At 62.1% G+C, this 12,438-nt stretch carries 12 protein-coding genes; 4 read left to right on the forward strand and 8 right to left on the reverse strand.

Annotated elements, in window-relative coordinates:
• The first annotated feature begins 2 nt into the window (after positions 1–2).
• On the forward strand, positions 3–1,421 hold the full coding sequence (glnG, locus tag AB5Y84_RS17070; protein ID WP_005339666.1) for a nitrogen regulation protein NR(I): 1,419 nt from the start codon (positions 3–5) through the stop codon (positions 1,419–1,421).
• A gap of 141 nt (positions 1,422–1,562) precedes the next feature.
• Complete coding sequence (add, locus tag AB5Y84_RS17075) at positions 1,563–2,564, forward strand: adenosine deaminase (protein ID WP_075116081.1); 1,002 nt, start codon at positions 1,563–1,565, stop codon at positions 2,562–2,564.
• A gap of 151 nt (positions 2,565–2,715) precedes the next feature.
• Here the strand turns inward: add and rmuC are convergent, their stop codons facing one another.
• Complete coding sequence (gene rmuC / locus AB5Y84_RS17080) at positions 2,716–4,056, reverse strand: DNA recombination protein RmuC (RefSeq protein ID WP_368177432.1); 1,341 nt, start codon at positions 4,054–4,056, stop codon at positions 2,716–2,718.
• On the reverse strand, positions 4,053–4,268 hold the full coding sequence (locus AB5Y84_RS17085; protein WP_021231493.1) for a hypothetical protein: 216 nt from the start codon (positions 4,266–4,268) through the stop codon (positions 4,053–4,055). The genes rmuC and AB5Y84_RS17085 overlap by 4 nt, the downstream gene beginning before the upstream one ends.
• 140 nt (positions 4,269–4,408) lie before the next feature.
• Between AB5Y84_RS17085 and AB5Y84_RS17090 the strand changes: the two genes are divergently transcribed.
• Complete coding sequence (locus tag AB5Y84_RS17090; protein ID WP_005339657.1) at positions 4,409–4,930, forward strand: ferredoxin-type protein NapF; 522 nt, start codon at positions 4,409–4,411, stop codon at positions 4,928–4,930.
• Positions 4,931–5,002: 72 nt separating this feature from the next.
• Here AB5Y84_RS17090 and AB5Y84_RS17095 read toward each other — a convergent pair whose 3' ends face one another.
• The 6 genes from AB5Y84_RS17095 to AB5Y84_RS17120 form a co-directional block, all read right to left on the reverse strand.
• Positions 5,003–5,455: an Rrf2 family transcriptional regulator gene (locus AB5Y84_RS17095; RefSeq protein ID WP_005339654.1), complete on the reverse strand. Its 453-nt coding sequence runs from the start codon at positions 5,453–5,455 to the stop codon at positions 5,003–5,005.
• A gap of 344 nt (positions 5,456–5,799) precedes the next feature.
• Entirely contained in the window at positions 5,800–6,639 is an 840-nt protein-coding gene (locus tag AB5Y84_RS17100; protein WP_368177433.1) for a PfkB family carbohydrate kinase, read from the reverse strand.
• Between the two features lie 106 nt (positions 6,640–6,745).
• Positions 6,746–7,717 (reverse strand): LysR substrate-binding domain-containing protein, encoded by a 972-nt coding sequence (locus AB5Y84_RS17105; protein ID WP_005356189.1) that lies wholly within the window; start codon positions 7,715–7,717, stop codon positions 6,746–6,748.
• 183 nt (positions 7,718–7,900) lie between these two features.
• Entirely contained in the window at positions 7,901–8,629 is a 729-nt protein-coding gene (locus AB5Y84_RS17110; RefSeq protein ID WP_069527013.1) for a glutamine amidotransferase, read from the reverse strand.
• 83 nt (positions 8,630–8,712) lie between these two features.
• The gene (locus AB5Y84_RS17115; protein ID WP_368177434.1) at positions 8,713–10,209 is read right to left on the reverse strand and encodes a CoA-acylating methylmalonate-semialdehyde dehydrogenase; all 1,497 of its coding nucleotides are present in this window, start codon (positions 10,207–10,209) and stop codon (positions 8,713–8,715) included.
• An 81-nt stretch (positions 10,210–10,290) separates the two neighbouring features.
• Positions 10,291–11,622, reverse strand: coding sequence for an aspartate aminotransferase family protein (locus tag AB5Y84_RS17120; RefSeq protein WP_064337567.1), 1,332 nt, complete (start codon positions 11,620–11,622; stop codon positions 10,291–10,293).
• 186 nt (positions 11,623–11,808) lie between these two features.
• Here AB5Y84_RS17120 and AB5Y84_RS17125 point away from each other — a divergent pair, with 186 nt between their 5' ends.
• Positions 11,809–12,351 carry a cupin domain-containing protein gene (locus AB5Y84_RS17125; protein WP_005339643.1) on the forward strand — a complete coding sequence of 181 codons (543 nt, stop codon included), beginning with the start codon at positions 11,809–11,811 and terminating at the stop codon, positions 12,349–12,351.
• Positions 12,352–12,438: the final 87 nt, after the last annotated feature.

Genomic DNA, 12,438 nt, shown 5'->3' on the forward strand with positions numbered 1-12,438 from the left:
CCATGACCGCCAAAGTGTGGATCGTCGATGACGACAGTTCTATCCGCTGGGTGCTGGAGCGCACTCTCGGCAGCGAAGGCTTCAACTGCGAGAGCTTTGCCGATGGCGAAGCCCTGCTGCACGCCCTTGAGCTGCGCTCGCCCGATGTGATCCTCTCCGATATCCGGATGCCGGGCATCGATGGTTTGAGCCTGCTGGAGCAGATCCACCGTCGTCAGGCCGATCTGCCCATCATCATCATGACCGCCCACTCGGATCTCGACAGCGCGGTCAACGCCTACCAGCGCGGCGCCTTCGAGTACCTGCCCAAACCGTTCGACATCGACGAAGCGGTTACCCTGGTGCGCCGCGCCGAGAATCACCTCAAGGAGCAGCGCACCAAGCGCAAGTCTCGTCAGCAAGAGGCCACCGCCACCCCGGAGATCATCGGTGAGGCGCCAGCGATGCAGGAGGTGTTCCGTGCCATCGGCCGCCTGTCACGCTCCAGCATCTCGGTGCTGATCAACGGCCAGAGCGGTACCGGCAAGGAGCTGGTCGCCCATGCGCTGCACAAGCACAGCCCGCGCGCCCACAAGAACTTCATCGCCCTCAACATGGCTGCCATTCCGAAAGATCTCATCGAATCGGAGCTGTTCGGTCACGAGAAGGGGGCCTTCACCGGTGCCAACAACATCCGCCACGGCCGCTTCGAGCAGGCCGACGGCGGCACCCTGTTTCTCGACGAGATCGGCGACATGCCGCTGGATGTGCAAACCCGGCTGCTGCGGGTATTGGCCGACGGCCAGTTCTACCGGGTAGGCGGCCATCAGCCGGTGCAGGTGGATGTACGGATCATCGCCGCCACCCACCAAAATCTGGAGAAGCGGGTCGCCGATGGCGAGTTTCGCGAGGATCTGTTTCACCGCCTCAACGTCATTCGCATCCACATCCCCGCTCTCAAGGAGCGCCGTGAGGATATCCCCCAGCTGGCCCGTCACTTCCTGCTGCGCGCAGCCAAGGAGCTGAACGTCGAGGCCAAGAGCCTGCACCCCGATACCCAGGCCTATATCAGCCGCCTGCCCTGGCCGGGCAACGTGCGCCAGCTGGAGAACGTCTGCCGCTGGCTTACCGTGATGGCCTCGGGGCAAGAAGTGCTGGTCGGCGACCTGCCTGCCGAGCTGCTCACCCCCATCACCCACAACGCCGAACCGGGTCAACCGGCGTTGCCCGGTTGCTGGCAGCAACAGTTGCAGGAGTGGGTGGCCAGCAAGCTGGCGCTGGGAGAGACAGACATCCTGGCCGATGCCATGCCCCAGTTCGAACGGATCATGCTGGAGACGGCGCTGGAACACACCCACGGCCACAAGCAGGAGGCGGCGCGCCTGCTCGGTTGGGGCCGCAACACCCTGACCCGCAAGCTGAAGGAACTCGATCTCTCCTGAGTCCCGGGGAAAAACGATTCCCATCACGCCCTGACAAATCACCGTCCGCCAGAACCCCGTTTAACCATAAACGGGGTATCTTTTTTGAAAGCCCCGCCTAGAATGGCAGGCTTTCAAACCTGACTCGACGAGGGCGCCCCCATGATTGACAGATCTCTCCCCCTGACCGACCTGCACCGCCATCTGGACGGCAACATCCGCCCGCAAACCATCCTCGAGCTGGGTCGCCAACACAATATCCAGCTACCCGCCTTCGAGCTGGAGGCGCTGCGTCCCCACGTGCAGATCGTCGAAAACGAGCCGAGTCTGGTTGCCTTCCTGAAGAAACTGGACTGGGGCGTGGCCGTGCTTGCCGACTATGACGCCTGCCGCCGGGTTGCCTACGAAAATGTGGAAGATCTGCTGCGCGCCGGTATCGACTATGCCGAGCTGCGCTTCAGCCCGGCCTATATGGCGATGGCCCACAAGCTGCACCCGCAGGGAGTGGTGGAAGCCATCATCGACGGCGTGGCCGCGGGCAGCCGTGACTTCGGCATCAAGACCAACCTGATCGGCATCATGAGCCGCACCTTCGGCACCGAGCAGTGCAATCAGGAGCTGGCAGCCTGTCTGGCCCACCGCGACAAGCTGGTCGCCATCGATCTGGCCGGTGACGAGCTGGGCTTCCCGGGCGAACTCTTTGTCGACCACTTCCGCAAGGTGCGCGATGCAGGCATGCGCGTCACCGTACACGCCGGTGAAGCCGCTGGCCCCGAGAGCATGTGGCAGGCCATTCGCGAGCTGGGTGCCGAGCGTATCGGCCACGGCGTCAAAGCGATTCAGGATCCAGCCCTGATGGCCTATCTGGCCGAGCACCGCATCGGCATCGAATCCTGCCTCACCTCCAACGTCCAGACCACCACGGTGGCGAGCCTGACCGAACACCCGATCCGCCAGTTCCTGGCCGCCGGTGTGCTGGCCTGCCTCAACACCGATGACCCGGCGGTGGAAGGGATCGACCTGCCCCACGAATATGAGGTGGCCGCTCCGGCCGCTGGCATGACCGCCAGCGAGATCCGCACCGCCCAGCAGAACGGCCTGACCCTGGCCTTCCTGAGCGATAGCGAGAAAGCCGAACTGAGCGCCCGCGCAGCCAGCCGCTGATCCACAACGGCACTGCAAATAAAAACGGCCCACTTCGGTGGGCCGTTTGCTTTGCGGATTTCAGATGATGGGTCAGCACTGGGCCAGCTGGCAGATAGCAAAAGGCCCAAACAGGGTTTGGGCCTTGGCTGATGGCGACACTGGGAAATAACTACTCCCGCTCCTTGTCGCGCTCCAGCGCCCGCTCCACCAGCGGCTCGGGCAGACTCTTGGTCACCTCCACCCCCAGCTCGCGGAAACGCTCGACCTGGGCAATCAGGTTGCCACGGCCGTTGACCAGCCGTCCCATTGCCTTGTCGTAGCTCTCCTGCGCTTTGTGCAGGCTGCCGCCCATCTGCTGCATCTCCTCGACAAACAGCCGCAGCTTTTCGTAGAGGCGACCGGCCCGCTCGGCGATCTGGCGAGCATTCTGGTTCTGCCGCTCGTAGCGCCACAGGTTCTCGATGGTGCGCAGCGCCACCATGAGATTGGTTGGGCTCACCAGCAGGATATTGTTGTCGAGGCCGTAACGCACCAGCGAGGGATCGGCCTCCATGGCGGTGAGGAAGGCGGGCTCCACCGCCACGAACATCAGCACATAGTCGAGGGTGCGCACCCCGGGCAACTGCTGGTAATCCTTGCGGCCCAGCTCGCGGATATGGTTGCGCACCGAGGCGACGTGCTCCTTGAGCGCCACCGCCTTCTCCAGCTCGTCATCGGCGTTGTACCAGCGTTCGTAGGCGGTCAGCGACACCTTGGCGTCGATGATGATGTCTTTTTCCTGCGGCAGGTGGACAATCACGTCGGGCTGGTAGCGCTTGCCCTTCTCCACCTCAATATTGACCTGGGTGTGGTACTCGTGGCCCTCGCGCAAGCCGCATTCGCTGAGGATCCGCGCCAGCACCACTTCACCCCAGTTGCCCTGCTGCTTGCTGTCACCCTTGAGGGCGCGGGTCAGCGCTGCCGCCTCCTCGGTCATGCGGGCATTGAGCTCGGCGAGGCGCTCCAGTTCGAACTTGAGGCTGTGGCGCTGGGCCGTCTCCTGCGCGTGAGTCTCCCCCACCTGACGGCGAAAGCCCTCGAGCTGTTCTTTGAGCGGTGTGAGCAGCAGATCGAGGCTATTCTGGTTCAGTTCGCGGAAGTTGCCGGAGTTTTGCTCGAAGATCCGGTTGGCAAGGTTCTCGAACTGCTGGCTGAGGCGCTGCTCCGCCTCCTGTTGCAGTTGCAGCTTCTCGGCGGCGGCCAACCGTTCGCTGCGCAGGGTCGCTTCCGCATCCTTGAGGCGGGCGGTGAGCTTGATCAGCAGGGTCTGCTGCTGATCCAGCTTCTGCTGGCCCTGCATCCGCTCATCCTGCAACTCGTCGAAGCGATCCTGCAGCACCTGATAACGCTCCTGCGCCAGCATCAGCTCCTGAGCCTGCGCCGTGGCGGCCCGCCGCCCGATCAGCCAGCCCAGTCCGAGGGCCAGCACGGCGGCAGGCAGCAAGATCCCCCAGAGCCCGGGGTCGATCATTTGCGGCTCCGCTGACGCAGGAAGAGTTCGAGATAGCGGTTAACCAGAATCCAGATCACCACGTAGATGAGGTAGGCGGCCAGCACCACCCACTTGTGGGTGTTGACGCCGGTATCGAGCTCGGCGAACTCGATATCCTTGATGCGGCAGTAGGCCCACATCAGCAGGGGAAAGACATAGAGCAGGGACGCACGCCAGAGAAATAGCCACATATGTTTTCATTCAACCACGTAAAAAGACCCGCCTAGCTTACACAAGGGCAACTGCGCTTGCGATCCTGACGGCCGCTATTCTCTGGCCTGCTTCCCGAAACTTCGATAAAATTAACCCCTAATAGGTATCAGGGGCGAGCATGACTCACTATTTCCTCCGTTGGCTGACACAAGGTTGGCAAGCTTCCCGCAAGCCCGCCGTGGTTTGCCATGAAGCGCGCCCGCCATGGGCCATCGAGGAGTCCCAGTACCTCTCCCTCTGCACCCGCTGTGGCGAGTGTTTCAAGGCCTGCCCGCGCGGTCTGCTCAAACCGGCCACCCAGGAGGAGTACGAGGGGAGTCCCATCGCCGGTACGCCAGTGCTCGATCTCGCCTGCGGCCAGTGCAGCTACTGCGGCAGCTGCGCCAGAGCCTGTCCCACCGGCGCCCTCGACCTGCAACTGGGCCGTCAGGTGCAGACCCGGGTGCAGATTGAAGAGAGCTGCCAGGCACGGCAGGGCTTCTACTGCCTGCTCTGTGAAGATGCCTGTCCCCAGCAGGCGATCAAGGCCACCGCCGACGGCATCAACGTCAATATGGATGCCTGCAATGGCTGCGGTGCCTGCGGCCTCGCCTGTCTGCATGGCGCCATCACCCTGATCCGCCAGCCGGGCAGTCGCTAAAAACCACCTGCTTACAAAAGCAAAAGGGGCCATCAGGCCCCTTTCACATCTTGTTCGATATTCCACGCCCCGTCAGGCCATGGTCACAATAGTCTCTTGCTCGATACCCAGCAGGTGGCAGAGACGATTGGGATCGCGCACCGCATCAGCCAGAGTGTACTCACCCAGCACTTCGAGGAAGGCGTTCATGGCGCGGCGCAGAATGCCCTGAATGCGGCAGCCACCGGAGAGACGGCAGTTTTCGCGCTTGCAGTCGACCGGACAGAGCACATGCTCCATGTCCATCACCACATCCCGCAGGTTGATGGAGACCGCCGAGCGACCGAGGCGGATGCCACCGTGCTTGCCGCGTACCGTCTCGATGTACCCCTTGATGCCAAGCTGGTGCACAATTTTGACCACGTGGTTGCGAGAGATGCCGAAGGTATCGGCCACTTCGGTAATGGTCGACAGACGATCCCCCGGCTGAACCGCCAGGAAGGTCAGGGTACGCAGGGCGTAGTCGGTAAATCGTGTCAGTTGCATGGTCGCACTTGCCTCTTACTACAAGCCAGGAATCAGGACGACAACGTTGAGCTAAGAGGCAGGAGACAACCGGTTTGCCTCTGTTTGCCAATTGGTTCGCCAGAGGGGGCCTGTCTCTTAATCTGAGTTGCGGAGTGACAGGTTAAGAGCAGCACAACCGGGTGTCGATGAAGATGCACATAAATCGACACTTTCTTTGATTGATCGCAAACTTGCCGGGTTAGCCCGGCGTTTGCCCGCTTTATGGCGGGTAAATCTACCGAATAGTCCCCCTCGCCAAGCCCCTTCGACCAGCGGCCATATGGCCCGCAAACCGCCCCTCAATCGACTGTCAAAGAGATGGTTCAGTGGGGTTGTTTCAGCCAGTTTTTCAGCGCAACCGAGGGGATGGAGCTCTCGGAGGCGACGGCAAACGCGCCCCAGTCCACCGCGCACTGCAACGCATCCTTGATCGCCATGCCCCGCGCCAGACCATGGATCAATCCGCCAGCGAAGGCATCCCCTGCCCCCGTGGTATCGACCACCGAGACCGGCCGGGCGGCGACCCGGATCTGCTCCTCGCCATGGATCGCTACTGCTCCCGCCTTGCCTTCGGTCAGCACCAGCCATTCGAGCTGCTCCCCCGCCAGCTGGCGGGCATGTTGCCAGGGGTCGCTCACCTCACCGAGATCGGAGCGGGAGGCCACCAGCACATGACAGGGGCGGCGCGCTTGGCCGCCCTTGGGATACTGGGCCACCACGAAGCTCTTGCCGAGCATCTGGCGCATGTAGCTGATGATGGCGGTGCCGGGATAGTTCACATAGAGGCAGTCGATCCCCTCCAGCGGCAGATCGCCGGGCAGGTCGGGACGCCGCGGGCGGCGCAGTATGGTGCGCTCGCCGGTGGAGTCCACCAGGATCAGCAACTCGCCGGTCTCGCCGCCAAAGCGCTCCACCTGGCTGCAATCCAGCCCGTAACCGGCCGCCTGCTCCAGCAACCAGTCGCCGGTCTCGTCCAGCCCGATGCGGGAGGCAATGGTCACCTCGTGACCCGCCCACACCAGCCCGATGCCGGTGTTGGCGGCGCCACCGCCGAGCCTGCGCCCCTGATCCACATATTGCAGCCGGGCCCCCGCCACCAGCGGTTCGGAGAGGGAGAGCACATGATCACAGTTGAGATTGGCAAGCAGCAGAATGCGGGACATAGAGACCTCGGACGATAGAGATAGCCCAAAAGAGACAGGCTGAACCCCGAGTAGAGCCCAGCCTGACAGAAGAGACAACCGGCAGCGATCGGGAATCCGATCGGGATCAATAGATGGGCAGCTCCACCCCGGCCAGCAGCTCGTCAATGCGCGCCTGACTCGGCTGCTGCATCACGCTCTGAATCACCTCCTTGGTGAGGTGGGGCGAGAAGGAGCTGATGAAGTCATACATATAGTTCTGCAGCAGGATGCTCTTGCTGAAGCAGATCTGGGCCGGACAGGGCTTGAACAGGTGCTCCAGATTGATGGAGACCAGCCCGGGGCTGTCGGTGTCGTTGGCCACCAGCGAGGAGATGATGCCGATGCCAAAGCCCAGCTCCACGTAGCGCTTGATCACCCCGGCGTCCATCACCGTCATGTAGTAACTAGGGGTGAGACCGGCGGCATGGAATACCTCGTCCTGCACCTGTCGGCCAGTGGCGCCACTCTCGTAGCTGAGGATCGGGTAGTGGCAGAGCTGCTCCAGGGTCGGCTTCTTCACCTTGGCCAGCGGGTGATCCTGCGGCACCACCAGCGAGAGGGTCCAGAGGTAGGCGGGCAGCGCGATCAGCTCCTTGTCGAAGCCAATCTCGTGGGCAACGATGGAGAAATCGGAGTAACCCTTGCTGATCTGCTCCTTGCTCGCCGACATCACCGGATGGAGGTGGAACGAGATCTTGGGGTACTTCTTGGTGAAGTAGGTAACCGATTTGGGCAGCAGATAGCGGGCAATGGTGTGGGTGGTGTGAATATTGAGGGTGCCCACGGTCGGATCCAGATACTCGCGGGAGATCGCCTTGATCTTGCTCTCGATGTTGAGCATCGCCTCGGCACACTTGATGATCTCCTCCCCCACCGGGGTGATGCGGTGCAAATGCTTGCCACGGCGCTCGAAGATCCGCACCCCCAGCTCGCTCTCCAGCAGGCCAATCTGTTTGCTGACCCCCGGCTGACTGGTGAAGAGCGCATCGGAAGCCACGGACACATTGAGGTTGTGGTCCCGGATCGCGATCAAATACTTCAATTGCTGTAGTTTCAAGGCGTCACACTCTCACACTGGTTTGGCTCAGACAGCTTTGGCTCAGGCCGGGAAGGCAATCAAGCCTGACAAACAGGCCGCCACATGGGCGGCCAGTGTACCATCCGATCCCGACATCTCAGCGCTTGATCCTTCATTTTGCTACAAAATCTAGCATCCGAAGGGGTGGCTGACAAACCGGGTTCAGGCCGCGCCAGCCCGCAGCGGCAGGATCCCCAGAAACTGCAGCAGCCACTGCATCATGGTCGCCGAATCCACCTCCCCCTCCAGCGAGGAGAGGCTGCTCTGGTAGCGCTCGTCGGGCAACAGGCCACGGCGCCGCTCGATCAGCGCCCGGTTATACTCCACCGAAAATTCCGGATGTCCCTGAATGGCCACTATGTTGTTCCCCTGCAGGAACATGAAGTTGGGGCAAAAATCGTTGCCCGCCAGCCGGGTCGCCCCCGGCGGCAGCAGGGCCACCTGATCCTGATGGCTGGCCAGAATGCGGATCTGATCCCGCGCCGGCGCCATCCAGGGCTCATCTGCCAGCATGGGGTGCACCGACACTCCCAGCCCCCATCCCTTGGTGGACTTCACCACCTCTCCGCCCAGCGCCTGGGCGATCACCTGATGACCAAAGCAGACACCGGCCAGCTTGACGTCGGCATCGTGCGCCTGGCGGATCCACGCCCGCAGTGCCTGAATCCAGGGGATATCGCTGTAAGCATCGTGGCGCGAGCCTGTGATGAGCCAGGCATCGCACTCGTGCAGATCCTCCGGCAATTCCCCATCAAGAGCCGACCAGACCCGAAATTCCAGTTCGGGGGCCAGGGCAGCAAAGCCCCTGATAAACATCTCGGAGTAAACGGGGCCAAAACGATCCGCCAGATCGGGATCGAGCCGGTCACAATCGAGAATTCCCAATCGCATCTGTTGTTCCTTTACAGAGTTCGCCCCCGCCAATCATTGACCGGCGGGGGCAAGAGGTTAGGCCATGAACACGCGCCAGCACGTCACTTCATGGTCGGCATGGAGAACTCGGCACCACTGCGCAGGCTCTGGGGCCAGCGCGCCGTCACCGTCTTCATCCGGGTATAGAAGCGAACCCCATCCGGCCCGTGCATGTTGAGCGGCCCGAAGATGGAGCGCTTCCAGCCGCCAAAGCTGTGAAACGCCATCGGCACCGGAATGGGAACGTTCACCCCTACCATACCGACCTGCACCCGCGCCGTGAAGTCCCGCGCAGTGTCGCCGTCACAGGTAAAGATGGCGGTGCCGTTGCCGTACTCGTGCTCGTTGATGAGGCGCAGCGCCGTCTCGTAGTCAGGCACCCGCACGATGGAGAGCACAGGGCCAAAGATCTCCTCGCGGTAGATGCGCATCTCGGGGGTCACCTCGTCAAACAGGCAGCCCCCGATAAAGTAACCCTCATCGTGGCTCAGCGTGCGGCCATCGACCCGCAGCGCGGCCCCTTCGGCCACCCCCTGATCAACGTAGCCGCGCACCTTGGCCAGATGTTCTTTGCTGATGAGCGGCCCCATCTCGTTCTCCGGGCTCTGGCCCAACCCCGGGCCCACCCGCAGCTGTTCCACCAGCGGTGTCAGCTTGGCCACCAGCGCATCGGCGGTGTCGTCACCCACCACCACGGCCACCGAAATGGCCATGCAGCGCTCGCCCGCTGCCCCATAAGCGGCCCCCATCAAGGCAGAGACCGCCTGATCGAGATCCGCATCCGGCATCACCACCATGTGGTTCTTGGCGCCGCCCAGCGCCTGTACCCGTTTGCCGTGGGCCGAGGCGGTGGCATAGATATACTGGGCGATGGGGGTGGAACCGACAAACGAGACGGCACCCACTCGCGGGTCGGTCAGCAGCACATCCACCACCTCCTTGTCACCGTTCACCACGTTGAGCACGCCGTCCGGCAGACCGGCCTCCTTGAGCAGTTCAGCCATCCGCAACGAGAGGGAGGGATCCTTCTCAGAGGGCTTAAGAATGAAGGTGTTGCCGCAGGCGATGGCGACCGGGAACATCCAGAGCGGCACCATGGCCGGGAAGTTGAACGGGGTGATGCCGGCGCAGACCCCCACCGGCTGCATCATGGAGTAGCTGTCTACCCCGCGACCGACGTTGAGGGAGTGATCCCCCTTGAGCAGATGGGGAATGCCGCAGGCAAACTCCACCACCTCCAGCCCGCGGGTCAACTCACCCTGCGCATCGGAGAAGACCTTGCCGTGTTCGCGACTGATGAGCTGGGCAAGCTCGTCCCTGTGCTGCTCCATCAACTCCTTGAAGCGGAAAAAGACCCGGGCCCGCACCAGCGGCGGAGTTTGCGACCAGTCGGCAAAGGCGCGCTCGGCAATGGCGATCGCCTCCTGACACTCGGCGGCGCTGGACAGCCCGACGCTCCCCTGCTGCTTGCCGCAGGCGGGATTGAAGATGGCCCCCTGGCGCTCGCTGCGACTCTCCTGCGGCTGGCCGTTGATGAAGTTGCTGACCCTGTATGTCATGTATCCTCCGTGATAACTGATGCGGTAAATGCGCTGAGCAAATCAACGCAAGGCCCCGCCAGTGCGGGGCCATCAAATGGGTTAAGGTTGTGCCTGCAGGGCATCCTGCAGCAGGGTGAAGAGATCGTCGATCTGGCTGCGCTCGATGATGAGGGGCGGCGACAGCGCGATGATGTCGCCGGTCACCCGGATCAATGCCCCCTTCTCGAAGCAGCGCACGAACACCTCGTAGGCGCGCTTGCCCGGCGCATCCGGCATGGACTCCAGCTCGATACCCGCCACCAGCCCGTAGTTGCGCACATCCTTCACATGCTTGCAGCCCTTCAGCGAATGGGCCGCCTCCTCCCAGTAGCCAGCCAGATCGGCGGCGCGGCTGAGCAGGTTCTCGTTGCGATAGATCTCGAGGGTCGCGAGACCCGCAGCAGCAGCCACCGGATGGCCGGAGTAGGTGTAGCCGTGGAACAGCTCGATGGCCCCCTTGCCTGCCGCCATCATGTCGTCATAAATGTGCTTCTGCACCAGCACCGCCCCCATGGGGATGGCGCCGTTGGTGAGCCCCTTGGCGCAGGTGATCATGTCGGGGATGACATCGAACTCCTGTGCCGCAAAGGGAGAGCCAAGGCGACCGAAACCGGTGATCACCTCGTCAAAAATCAGCAGAATGCCGTGCTTGGTGCAGATCTCCCGCAGCCGCTTGAGGTAGCCTTTGGGCGGCATCAGCACGCCGGTACTGCCAGCGATGGGCTCGACGATCACCGCCGCGATATTGCTGGCATCGTGCAGAAAGACGATCTTCTCCAGCTCGTCGGCCAGCGCCACATCCTCCTCGGGCAGCCCTTTGGTGAAGGCGTTTTTGGCGATGTTGAGGGTATGGGGCAGATGATCCACCCCGGTCAGCAGGGAGCCGAACCACTTGCGGTTGCCGGGAATCCCCCCCACAGAGATGCCGCCAAAGCCGACCCCGTGATAGCCACGCTCGCGGCCAATCAGCCGGGTGCGGGTGCCCTGACCGCGAGCCCGCTGCCAGGCCAGCGCGATTTTGAGCGCGGTATCGACCGACTCGGAACCGGAGTTGGTATAGAAAACGTGGCCAAACCCCTTGGGAGCGATCTCCACCAGCCGGTTGGCCAGCTCAAACGGCAGGGGGTGGCCCATCTGGAATGTCGGAGCGAAATCGAGGTGGGAAATCTGCTGGGAGACCGCCTCGGCAATCTCGCGCCGACCATGGCCCGCGTTGCAACACCAGAGTCCGGCTGTGCCATCCAGTATCTTGCGGCCATCCTCTGAGTGATAATACATCCCCTCTGCCGACTTCAGGATACGCGGCGCCGCCTTGAACTGCTGGTTGGCGGTGAACGGCATCCAGAACGCGGACATGTCGGAGGGCGTATTGATGTCGCTGATCGGTTTCATGGTCACCTCATCCTTAAGGTGTTTAGCAACTGTCGGCCAATGCCTATTAAATTAAACACCTAAATCCATAAAAAAGGGCCCGTTATCGCCCTGTCTGGTGCCACCCCTAGCTAGACGCATCAGCAGGGTGGTGTAAGATATTTAACACAATTTTAATAATAGTAAACAGTCAAGGAGTGTCTATAGATGGATATCGGTCACCGCCTCAAGGCGGTTCGCACCAAGGCAGCCCTCTCCCAGCGCGAGCTGGCCAAGCGCTCCGGTGTGACCAACGGATTTATCTCCCAGATCGAGAAAAATCAGGTGAGCCCCTCTGTCGCCTCCCTGCGCAAGGTGCTGGAAGGCATCCCCATGTCGCTGGCCAGCTTCTTCACCGAAGAGACCGAAATGGGCACCGAAGTGATCTTCCGCGCCGCCGATATGCCGGATCTCGGCACGCATCCCATCAGCTACCGGCTGGTCGGGCACAGCCGTGCCAACCGCGCCATCGGCATGTTGCAGGAGGTGCTGCCACCGGGCGCCGACACCGGCGACGACATGCTGAGCCACGAGGGTGAAGAGTGCGGCATCGTCATCAAGGGCGAAGTTGAAGTGACCGTGGGCGAGCAGATCTACCTGCTGGGCGCCGGGGATGGCTACTACTTCGACAGCCGCACCCCCCACCGTTTTCGCAATAGTGGCGAGCAGGAGTGCGTGCTGATCTCGGCCAACACCCCCGCCAGTTTCTGACATTCAGACGCGCATCGGCAGGAGAGCAATGTTTAATGAATTGTTACAAGATGGATTTACAAGCAGCAGGATGTTTAGCATATTGAT

The organism is Aeromonas sp. s11, assembly GCF_040907945.1.
GTDB classification, from domain to species: Bacteria; Pseudomonadota; Gammaproteobacteria; order Enterobacterales; family Aeromonadaceae; genus Aeromonas; species Aeromonas veronii.

Bases quoted from the DNA above. Each gene is read 5' to 3' on its own strand.
- AB5Y84_RS17095 (WP_005339654.1), bottom strand. From the start codon at position 5,455: ATGCAACTGACACGATTTACCGACTACGCCCTGCGTACCCTGACCTTC.
- rmuC (WP_368177432.1), bottom strand. From the start codon at position 4,056: ATGATCGACCCCGGGCTCTGGGGGATCTTGCTGCCTGCCGCCGTGCTG.
- AB5Y84_RS17090 (WP_005339657.1), top strand. From the start codon at position 4,409: ATGACTCACTATTTCCTCCGTTGGCTGACACAAGGTTGGCAAGCTTCC.
- AB5Y84_RS17125 (WP_005339643.1), top strand. From the start codon at position 11,809: ATGGATATCGGTCACCGCCTCAAGGCGGTTCGCACCAAGGCAGCCCTC.
- glnG (WP_005339666.1), top strand. From the start codon at position 3: ATGACCGCCAAAGTGTGGATCGTCGATGACGACAGTTCTATCCGCTGG.
- AB5Y84_RS17110 (WP_069527013.1), bottom strand. From the start codon at position 8,629: ATGCGATTGGGAATTCTCGATTGTGACCGGCTCGATCCCGATCTGGCG.
- AB5Y84_RS17100 (WP_368177433.1), bottom strand. From the start codon at position 6,639: ATGTCCCGCATTCTGCTGCTTGCCAATCTCAACTGTGATCATGTGCTC.
- AB5Y84_RS17085 (WP_021231493.1), bottom strand. From the start codon at position 4,268: ATGTGGCTATTTCTCTGGCGTGCGTCCCTGCTCTATGTCTTTCCCCTG.
- AB5Y84_RS17115 (WP_368177434.1), bottom strand. From the start codon at position 10,209: ATGACATACAGGGTCAGCAACTTCATCAACGGCCAGCCGCAGGAGAGT.
- add (WP_075116081.1), top strand. From the start codon at position 1,563: ATGATTGACAGATCTCTCCCCCTGACCGACCTGCACCGCCATCTGGAC.
- AB5Y84_RS17120 (WP_064337567.1), bottom strand. From the start codon at position 11,622: ATGAAACCGATCAGCGACATCAATACGCCCTCCGACATGTCCGCGTTC.